Source organism: Synechococcus sp. R6-10, from assembly GCF_047461815.1.
Taxonomy (GTDB): Bacteria; Cyanobacteriota; Cyanobacteriia; order Thermostichales; family Thermostichaceae; genus Thermostichus.
In genome coordinates, this window is sequence record NZ_JANSHW010000248.1 from 1 (window position 1) to 9,100 (window position 9,100).

7 protein-coding genes and 1 pseudogene are annotated in these 9,100 nt (G+C 58.1%); 4 read left to right on the top strand and 4 right to left on the bottom strand.

Features of this window, described 5'->3' with window-relative positions:
* Together NW837_RS07730 and NW837_RS07735 are read right to left on the bottom strand one after the other, a co-directional pair.
* Positions 1–1,251, bottom strand: a 1,251-nt coding sequence (locus tag NW837_RS07730; protein ID WP_414330412.1) for a metallophosphoesterase family protein, incomplete at its 3' end; no start/stop codon positions are given.
* 180 nt (positions 1,252–1,431) lie between these two features.
* A complete protein-coding gene (locus NW837_RS07735; protein WP_414330414.1) occupies positions 1,432–2,325 on the bottom strand; it encodes a bestrophin family protein in 894 nt (297 codons plus the stop codon).
* A 255-nt stretch (positions 2,326–2,580) separates the two neighbouring features.
* On the opposite strand from NW837_RS07735, the gene NW837_RS07740 reads away from it, so the two are divergent.
* Positions 2,581–3,072, top strand: coding sequence for a helix-turn-helix domain-containing protein (locus NW837_RS07740; RefSeq protein ID WP_414330416.1), 492 nt, complete (start codon positions 2,581–2,583; stop codon positions 3,070–3,072).
* Here NW837_RS07740 and NW837_RS07745 read toward each other — a convergent pair whose 3' ends face one another.
* On the bottom strand, positions 3,073–3,909 hold the full coding sequence (locus tag NW837_RS07745; RefSeq protein WP_414330418.1) for an anti-sigma factor domain-containing protein: 837 nt from the start codon (positions 3,907–3,909) through the stop codon (positions 3,073–3,075).
* Between the two features lie 195 nt (positions 3,910–4,104).
* Here NW837_RS07745 and NW837_RS07750 point away from each other — a divergent pair.
* A pseudogene (locus NW837_RS07750) lies at positions 4,105–4,482 on the top strand (IS200/IS605 family accessory protein TnpB-related protein); the annotation flags it as partial.
* 3 nt (positions 4,483–4,485) lie between these two features.
* Here NW837_RS07750 and tatA read toward each other — a convergent pair.
* On the bottom strand, positions 4,486–4,731 hold the full coding sequence (tatA, locus tag NW837_RS07755; protein ID WP_414330420.1) for a twin-arginine translocase TatA/TatE family subunit: 246 nt from the start codon (positions 4,729–4,731) through the stop codon (positions 4,486–4,488).
* A 195-nt stretch (positions 4,732–4,926) separates the two neighbouring features.
* Between tatA and NW837_RS07760 the strand changes: the two genes are divergently transcribed.
* Positions 4,927–6,402: a dihydrolipoyl dehydrogenase family protein gene (locus tag NW837_RS07760; RefSeq protein ID WP_414330422.1), complete on the top strand. Its 1,476-nt coding sequence runs from the start codon at positions 4,927–4,929 to the stop codon at positions 6,400–6,402.
* A 60-nt stretch (positions 6,403–6,462) separates the two neighbouring features.
* The gene (glgB, locus tag NW837_RS07765; protein ID WP_414330424.1) at positions 6,463–8,754 is read left to right on the top strand and encodes a 1,4-alpha-glucan branching protein GlgB; all 2,292 of its coding nucleotides are present in this window, start codon (positions 6,463–6,465) and stop codon (positions 8,752–8,754) included.
* Positions 8,755–9,100: the final 346 nt, after the last annotated feature.

The window sequence follows — 9,100 nt, forward strand, 5'->3', positions numbered from 1 at the left end:
AAAAGCTCTCCTTAGGTGAGCATACACTTCAGATTCTCCTTGCCCATCCAAAACCTTTTCTTTAAGATCCAGCAGCAGCCGCGCTAGCTCTTCACTGCGTTTGCGGTAGTGGGCATGGCTGCTCAGCAGATCCCTGTAGATTTTCTCTTCGATTTGTAGCCTCTGCCCCTCTTCTTCCAAGGAAAGGGCAGCCGACCCGAGCTCTAAAGTATTGGCCTCAAAACGAAACAGAACCAGCAAGGCGCCGGTAAGCTGCTGAATTTGACACTGTAGGGCGCGGCTATCCAGCTCATGCTTGGCGAACCCCACCTGCCCCACCAGCCGCAACTCCACCATCGGCTCCATCTCACTTTCCTGAAAACGGGATCCCTTAGCCAAGGCAATGGCTGCTGCGGCAATCTGTTCGGGGGTTTCTCTGCCCTTGGCCTCCAGATAGAGCCGGCGGCGGGGCCGCTGATGGTAATCCTGCACCAACTCCGCTTGGGGTGGGCCATCTCCCCAGCGGACGCGATAGGCCCCCCGTTGGAAGTCCCATTCGGCAGTGCTGTTGGCCTCCAGGGATCCCGGGTTGAAGATCCACCCCCCCTCGGAATAGCTTTTGTGAATGTGTCCCAAGGCCAGGTAGCCCACTCCCGCCTCCCGCAAGGGCAACAGATCCCGGTAGCGCAAAGCGCCTTGGTAACGGGCAATTTGGCCTTCTAGACCGTGGTGGAACATCAACACCACCCGTTCTGGGCCGGGGGGCAACCGTCGAATGGCCGCCGCCAACTGCTCAATCGACCGAGGGGCTGCCGATCCGTACCACTGGGATCCGATCACCCGCACCCCACAGGGCAAATCCAGATACCCTCCCCGCCGGCCCGACCAGGGACGCAGCTCCAGTCCTTCTTCCCCTTCCTCAGGCTCCAGCAATATCAGCTCCCCGTGATCGGCCAAGTACCTCAGCCAACTGGTTTTCACGCCATAGGGGCGATTGTCGTGGTTGCCCTCAATGGCCAACACCGGGATCCCGGCCTGTTGCAGCTCCCGCAAGACGATCTGGGCTTGGTTGAGAACGCCGGGCTGAATCTGCCGATGCTCGAACAGATCTCCGGCGATGAGCACAAAGTCCACCGGATCCTGAATGGCATAGCGCCGGACAACATCCCGAAAAGCCAAAAAGAAGTCCTTGCTCCGCTCCGGGCTGTCGTAGCGGTCATAGCCCAGATGCACATCGGCCAGGTGTAAAAATGTGCAGGTTGAGCAGGCCATCCCCAGAGCACCTCGGCAAATTGTCCACAGTTTAGCAAACCCATCTTGTTCCCTACCCAAGATATAGGGATCCCTTCCTCTCAATCATCGGGTTCGCCCCGGCTATCTCCACTAGGGGTAGGTGCCGGCTGAGGATCTGAAATGGGCAGCTGCCCTGCCATCCAGAACGGCGAGAGTTCCCTAAGTGGAATTGATCAAATCCGCAATATTGTGCTTCATCTTGTTGCAAATGTTATCGAGGGGCAGATCATTGGGATCCCGGCCGAAGGGATTTTCAATTTCGATGCCGATCTCTTCAACGCCAAACAACATAAAGCTCAGCCATCCCACAATGGGGCCGGTCATCCAACCCAAGCCCTCCACCATTTGAAACGGTAAAGACAAACAGTAAAGCAACAGCAACTGCTTCAAGTGCAGGGCATAAGCCATCGGCATTGGGGTCATGAGAATGCGCTCGCAAGCCCCCAGCGCATCCACCATGCTGTTGAGCCGCTCCACCATGATCGTGAGCTGGTAGACCTCAACGCGGCCCTTTTGGTATTGTCGCTGTAAGTAATCTCCGATCCAAAAGGCAATTTGCAAGGGGGGGTGTTTGAGGCTTTGGAGACGTTGCAACTGCTCCGGGCTGAGCAGGGGCTGAATCTCATCCAGCAGAGGTTCCTGGCGCAGGTGCTGCTTCATGGCCATGGCAAAGGCGGGCAACAGATATAGAGTTTGGATCTTCTCTTCCCGGTCGCCGGGTTGCTTTTCTTCAATGGCTACCCAAATCAGGCGGGCCAAATTGCGCACGTCATTCACCACGGATCCCCAGGCTTTCCGCCCCTCCCAGAACCGTTCGTAGGCGGTGTTTGTCCGAAACACCAGCATCAAACCCAAAACGATGTTGGGCACAAACGCCACCAAGGACGACAGCGCCAGGGGCAGCCCCAACTTATACAGAACCGAAACCAGCACCCCGGCCAAGCCGCAGATAAAGGCGCGGGGAAGCACTGCCGGTACAACCGATCCTTGCAACTGCAGGGCCAGTCGAAACCAACGCAGCCCCTCTCCTGCAAGATACTTGCGAAGAACCATAGTGCAGCGTCGGCAAGCTTGCCCTCTGATCCTACAGCCACTCCTACAGCCACGGCCTGCCGCCCTAGAGGGGATCCCTTGCCCGCCTATCCTGAAAAGCGACAAGGGTAGCCTGTTAGAGATTTTTCAGTTCGAGATTCTGTAAATGTCAAGCAATGCCCAGGCAAACTTCACGAACAACTTCCAAAACCCCAAGTTACTGTGGTAGACTCTCCGCCAGGCAACGAATTCAACGCTGTTCTGCGACGCCCCAACATGGCTGGAGTCCTCAAGCTCGACATTCGGGAATCGGCTGAAGAGCTCAAATCCCTACTAAGCAAGCAGTCTACACCGACCGGGAAGGAGCGGGTTCAAGCTCTCTACCTGCTCAAGATTGGGAAAGTCAAGACGATGACAGGCTTGGCTGAAATTCTGGGGCGGGACATCTCAACGATTTTTCGATGGTTTCAACGCTACAAGGCCAAGGGGCTAGAGGGCATGTTGACGGTGCCCCGCAACCAAGGGCGCAAACCCCTCATCCCCAAGCCGGTTTTGGAAATCCTCAAGCAGGAGCTGCATCAGCCTGGCCGATTCCGTACCTACAGCGACATCCGCGAATGGCTGCGGGAAACCCACGGTGTGGATGCTTCCTACAAAGTTGTGCATGAAACTGTTCGCTACCGTCTCAAGGTGCGCTTGCGGGGATCCCATGCTAAGCGGCGCAAAAGCGGGAGACAAGCCCCCCAGTTATCCCCCAATCTCTCCTGATCATGGCTGGGCGGCAGGGATCCAAAAACTGCTCTGCAGCAGAGGCGGGCCTGTGGGGGATTCGCTCCCTCCTGCCGGTTCGAGGGTGACGAGAAGGCGGGTCGGCTGCTCAGAATGGATGGGTTGACTGAGCCACTGCAGGGATCCTTCCGCGTTGACGGCAAAGGTGCCGGCGTTTTCCAGCAGTCGTCCCCCTCCCTGGATCTCCGACTCCAGCCACAGTTGATAGGTGCTCCCTGGGGGGGCGGGAGCCATCTCCGAGGCCAAGAGCAGCACCTGCTTGGCATGGGGCGACCAGAGGGCTTGCACCAACAGGGGAGTGCTGAAGCTGGGATCCCGCAGCAGGGTTCGCTGCACCTGCGGTTGTCGTTGCCACTCTTGGTAGAGCTGTTGAAGCGCCGCTGACTCTCCCTCGATGGGGGATCCCCACTGCCAGCGCAGCCGCCAGTAGGCCGCTGTTATGGCCAGCGCGTAGATCCCCAATACCGCCAGGCTGCCCCAGAGAAGACGTTGCGGCCACAGGGGAGCCGAAGTTTGAATGGAGAGGGGGGCAGGTAGCCAAGCCCAACGCCGCAGCCGTTCCCTAGCCTGAAAGGCTGTCAACTCGTAGAGCCACAGGGCCACCGAGCGATCCCGCTGCAGGTCAAAGGCATCGGCGTGTTTCCAGCAGAACTCGAACACCTGCCGCACCACCTCTTCCGCCTGGTGAGGTTGCTTGAGAATGGCCAAGGCAATATCCAGCAGGCGCTTCTGATAGCGATCCTTGAGCAAGAAGTGGCTGCGGCGATCCCGCAGTTGGATCTGGCGCATCAACTCGAAATCGGTCAGCTCAGCCATACACCTCTGGGGCATCCGATGAGCCTATCCGGGCTGATTTTGGCTCAGCCGGTAGCACTAGGCTGGGGAACTTTCCAGAACTATACACTAGCCCTGGAGCCGGCTCCCTTGCGAGCTGACTTCACCTCTCATCCAAAGCTGGCTTGGATCCCCCCTCTCAACAGTTCCGGCAGCAGGCCCCTTGCAGGAGTTGGGATCCCACCGACTTCCGAAGGAGACAACTGGAATGGACAGCAGCTAACTAAGGTAAAAGACCGCTTTTCCAGATTGAGAGCAGCCCTCCAGCGTCAGGCCAGTAAGAGCACCCGCAGTTGCAGGCGGCGATGCCGTCAACTGCTGCAACGGCTGTCTGGCAGGGAGAGAGGCTTTCAAGCTTGAGTTAACCACAACATCTCTAAGAGCATCGTTAAAACAGCTCAATCTCTTTCTGCCCGCATTGCGATTGAAGACTTGAGCGGCATTCGAGAAGGCACCAACCAGCACCCCCGCAGTCGTGAGGAGCGGCGTAGGTGGAATAGTTGGGGGTTCTACCAACTGCGGCGGTTTATCGAATACAAGGCTGTGGGGGCGGGTAGTTTACGCGGCATCTTTCTCAACCACCTTCTCCGCCTTTTCTGCGCCGGCAGGCTCGTCATCGCTGCCGGGGTTGTTCATCTCTTGTTTGAAACTCCGCAACGCTTTGCCAAAGGCGCTGCCCAACTCCGGTAGCTTCTTGGGGCCAAACACGACCACCGCGATCACCCCAATCACGGCCAGCTCTGGCAGGCCCATGCCGAAGATGCTCACGGCCAGGATAGGTTCGCTCGGCAGCAGAATAGTCATAAGTCCCCAAAACCTGAAAAGTAGAACAGACGGATCAACCCAGCTTGCAAGGGATCCATCCGTCCCACTCTAACAAGTTCTTCTCCCATGCAGAAAGGGTGTGGAAAGGGATCCCCTTCTCCCATCCTGCCCCCGGCCCACTCAAGACATAGGATGGTGCTATCCCTTGCCCGATGTTTTTGTTCAGAACAAGCCATGCCTGTCTCCTACGATATTGTGGTCATCGGCGCTGGTGCGGCGGGTCTGGTGGTGGCCAGCGCTGCGGCCCAACTGAAGGCCAAGGTGCTGCTGGTGGAAGGCAGCGACCGCTTGGGCGGCGATTGCCTCTGGTATGGCTGTGTGCCCAGCAAAGCCCTTCTTCACGTGGCCCATACCGTCCATCGGATGCGCCAGGCCATGGCTGCCGGTTGGGTGACTCTCCCCGGCCCAGCAGGGATCTCGGTGGATTACCTCAAGGTGTACGAACACATTCGCTCTGCCCAGAGCTACATCGCCAACCACGCCGATTCGCCAGATCGCTTCCGCCAACTGGGGGTGGAACTGGTGTTTGCCAAGGGCCACTTTGTGGATGGGCGCACCTTTGAGGTGGCAGGACGGCAGGTACAGGCGCGGGCTTTTGTCATCGCCACCGGATCCCGTCCTTGGGTTCCCCCCTTGCCGGGCTTGGCCGAGGCGGGCTATCTGACCAACGAATCGATCTTTGACTTGACCCGCTTGCCCAAATCGGTGGCGGTGATTGGGGCGGGGCCGGTAGGCTGCGAGTTGAGCCAAGCTCTGGCCCGTCTGGGATCTGAGGTGACCCTCATTGCCAGCCGCGAGGGCATCTTGCCCAAGGAGGATCCCGAAGCCGCCCAGGTGGTGCAGCAACAGTTGACCCAAGATGGGATCCGCATCCTCACCCGGGTACGCGCCACAGCAGTTGGCCAAGAGCAAGGGGCAAAGCTGCTTTCCCTAAAGGCCAATTCCGGGGCAGGCACCGCCGCTGCAGGTGATCAAGTGATCCGTGCAGAAGAGATTTTGGTGGCCGCCGGTCGGATCCCGAACGTGGAAGGGCTGGGTCTAGAAGCCGCCGGCGTGCAGTACACCCCCCAAGGGATCCAGGTGAATGCCAAGCTGCAAACCCGCAATCCCCGCATCTACGCCTGTGGGGATGTCATCGGCGGGCCGCAATTTACCCATGTGGCGGCCTACGAAGGGGCAGTGGCCTTGGTCAATGCCCTGTTTTTCCCCCTCAGCCAAGCGCGTTATCGCGTCATTCCCTGGGCCATCTTCACCGAGCCGGAGCTGGCCCGTGTGGGCCTCACCGAAAGCGAAGCCCGGCAGCAATACGGCAAGGATGTGGTGGTGCTCAAACAGGAGTTTGCCGATGTGGATCGGGCCCAGGCAGAAGCCGCCCCCCTGGGCTTTGCCAAATTGATCTGTCGACGCAACGGCCAGATTTTGGGGGCGCACCTGGTGGGATCCCAGGCGGGAGAGCTGATTCATGAAGTGGTTTTGGCCATGAGCCGGCGGCTGCCTGTCTCTGCCCTGACCGGGATCCACATCTACCCCACCCGCTCGGAGGTGAACGCCAAGGCGGCCCTGCAGCACCGCAAGCAACAATTGGCCACCAACCCCCGCCTGCAGAACTTCTTGCAGGGATTCTTTGCCTGGAGGCGGGCCTGGAGCTGACAGCGCAAACTGGGGGTCAGCCACCGCTAGACTAGAATGGTCATTTACTGAGGGTTCCCGATGGGCTTTCTCCTGTCTGCCGAACAAGTGGGTCAGTTTGTTTCCAACCAATGGCAGGATCCCTATGCCGTTTTGGGCCCCCAGCAGATAGAAGAGGCCGGGAAATCCTTTGGGTTGGTGCGCGCCCTTGTGCCCAATGCTCGGCAGGTTTGGCTGGTGGAACGCGCCACTGGACAGGCTCACCCGATGCAGCCGCTGCACCCGGAAACGCTATTCGAGCTGCGCTTTGAGCCGGGAACCCCTCTGCCGGACTATTTTTTGCGGGCCCAACGGGTCTGGGATCCCCAAGGGGAACACTTGGAAGAATGGGAGGATCCCTACCGCTTTCCCTTGGAGAAGGTCAACCACATTGGCGAGCTGGATCGCTACTTGTTCAACGAGGGGAATCACCACCGCATTTACGACAAGCTGGGCGCCCATCTCATCACGGTGGATGGGGTGAAGGGGGTGCATTTCGCCGTCTGGGCTCCCAACGCCCGCAACGTCAGCGTTATCGGCGATTTTAACCACTGGGACGGGCGTCAACACCAGATGAAGCGGCTGGGCGAAAGCGGGATCTGGGCGGTGTTCATCCCCGGCGTAGGGCCAGGCGCCATCTACAAGTACGAGGTGAAAACTTCCTGGGGGGATATCTACGAAAAATCGGATCCCTATGGCTTTCAACAGGAGGTGCGCCCCAAAACCGGCTCCATCGTAGCCGACCTCAACACCTACACCTGGCACGACCAAGCCTGGCTGGAAAAACGCGCCGCCACCGATCCCCTGCGCTCGCCGATTTCGGTTTATGAGGTGCATCTGGGATCCTGGATGCACGCCTCGGCTGAAGATCCACCTGCCGAAGGGCAAAGTGTGCTGGTGGACCAAAAGCCCAACACTCGCTTCCTCACCTACCGCGAGCTGGCGGACAAATTGATCCCCTATGTGAAGGAGCTGGGCTTTACCCACATCGAGCTGTTGCCGGTGGCAGAACACCCCTTTGATGGCTCTTGGGGCTATCAGGTGATCGGCTACTATGCCGTAACATCCCGCTATGGATCCCCGCAAGACTTTATGTATTTTGTCGATCGGGCTCACCAAGCCGGGATCGGCGTGATTGTCGATTGGGTGCCTGGGCATTTCCCCAAAGATGGGCATGGGCTGGCTTTTTTCGACGGTACTCACCTGTACGAGTACGCCGACCCTCGCAAAGGCGAGCACAAAGGTTGGGGCACTTTGGTCTTTAATTATGGCCGCAACGAGGTGCGCAATTATCTGGTGGCCAATGCCCTTTTTTGGTTCGAGAAATACCACATCGACGGGATCCGGGTGGATGCGGTGGCCTCGATGCTTTATCTGGATTATGACCGCAAAGACTGGATCCCCAATCCCTACGGCGGGCGGGAACACCTCGAAGCCATCGACTTTTTCCGGCAGCTCAATACCCTCATTTTCAAATACAACCCCGGTGCGCTTTCCATTGCCGAAGAATCTACTGCTTGGCCGATGGTAACTTGGCCAACCCATGTGGGTGGGCTGGGCTTCAACTTGAAGTGGAACATGGGTTGGATGCACGACATGTTGGATTATTTCCACATGGATCCCTGGTTCCGCCAGTTCCATCCCCATTTGGTCACCTTCAGCCTCATGTATGCCTTCAGCGAAAATTACATGCTGGCCTTTTCTCATGATGAGGTGGTGCATGGCAAGAGCCACATGTTGGGCAAAATGCCGGGGGATCATTGGCATAAGTTCGCCAGCCTGCGGGCTTTATACGGCTACATGTTCACCCACCCTGGCAAGAAAACCTTGTTCATGAGCATGGAGTTTGGCCAGTGGAATGAGTGGAACGTTTGGGCAGATCTGGACTGGGGGCTGCTGCAGTATGAACCCCACGCCAAGTTGCGCCACTACGTGGCCAGCCTGAATCACCTGTTGCGCTCTGAGCCTGCCCTGTATACCCAAGACACCAAGCCAGAAGGGTTCCGCTGGATCGACTGCAGCGATCATCGCGGCATCGTTTCCTTCATCCGCTATGGGGAGGATCCCAGTGAGTGGGTGGTGGTGGTTTGTAACTTCACGCCGGTGGTCTGGCCCCATTACCGCATCGGAGTGCCGGAGCGAGGCTTTTATCGAGAGCTGCTCAACAGCGATGCTGTGGAGTTTTGGGGCAGCGGGGTAGGCAATTTGGGGGGCAAGTGGACGGACGACTGGGCTTACCACAACTTGCCCTACTCCCTCGAGCTCTGCCTGCCGCAACTTTCTACCTTGGTGCTGAAATGGCAGCCGCCGCAGCCGGTCGAGTCCCAGAATTGACACCCTGCTGGCTTCCTTCCGCCGCACTGGGAGGACGGGTCTGGAGACTTCGTTTTTTGGCCATTTGTAGTCCTTTCAAGCTGGATTGAGACAATCCCCAAGCGCTCCATACCGCTTCCGAGATCACCCCCAGTCCTCTCCCCAAAGAGAGAGGGGAGTTGGGAAGCAATGGGATGGAAATGTTTCATTTCGTTTCATTCTTATTTAAAATGACTGTGGGCGTGGGTGCAGTGTTCTAGTTTGAATCGAAATGACCATAAGGCAGACATAACTGAGTGCTACGGGCAGGTTTTTTCTGAGAGGATTTCAGCAATGGCCGCAGCCACCCGCTCTTGTTGACAGGTGG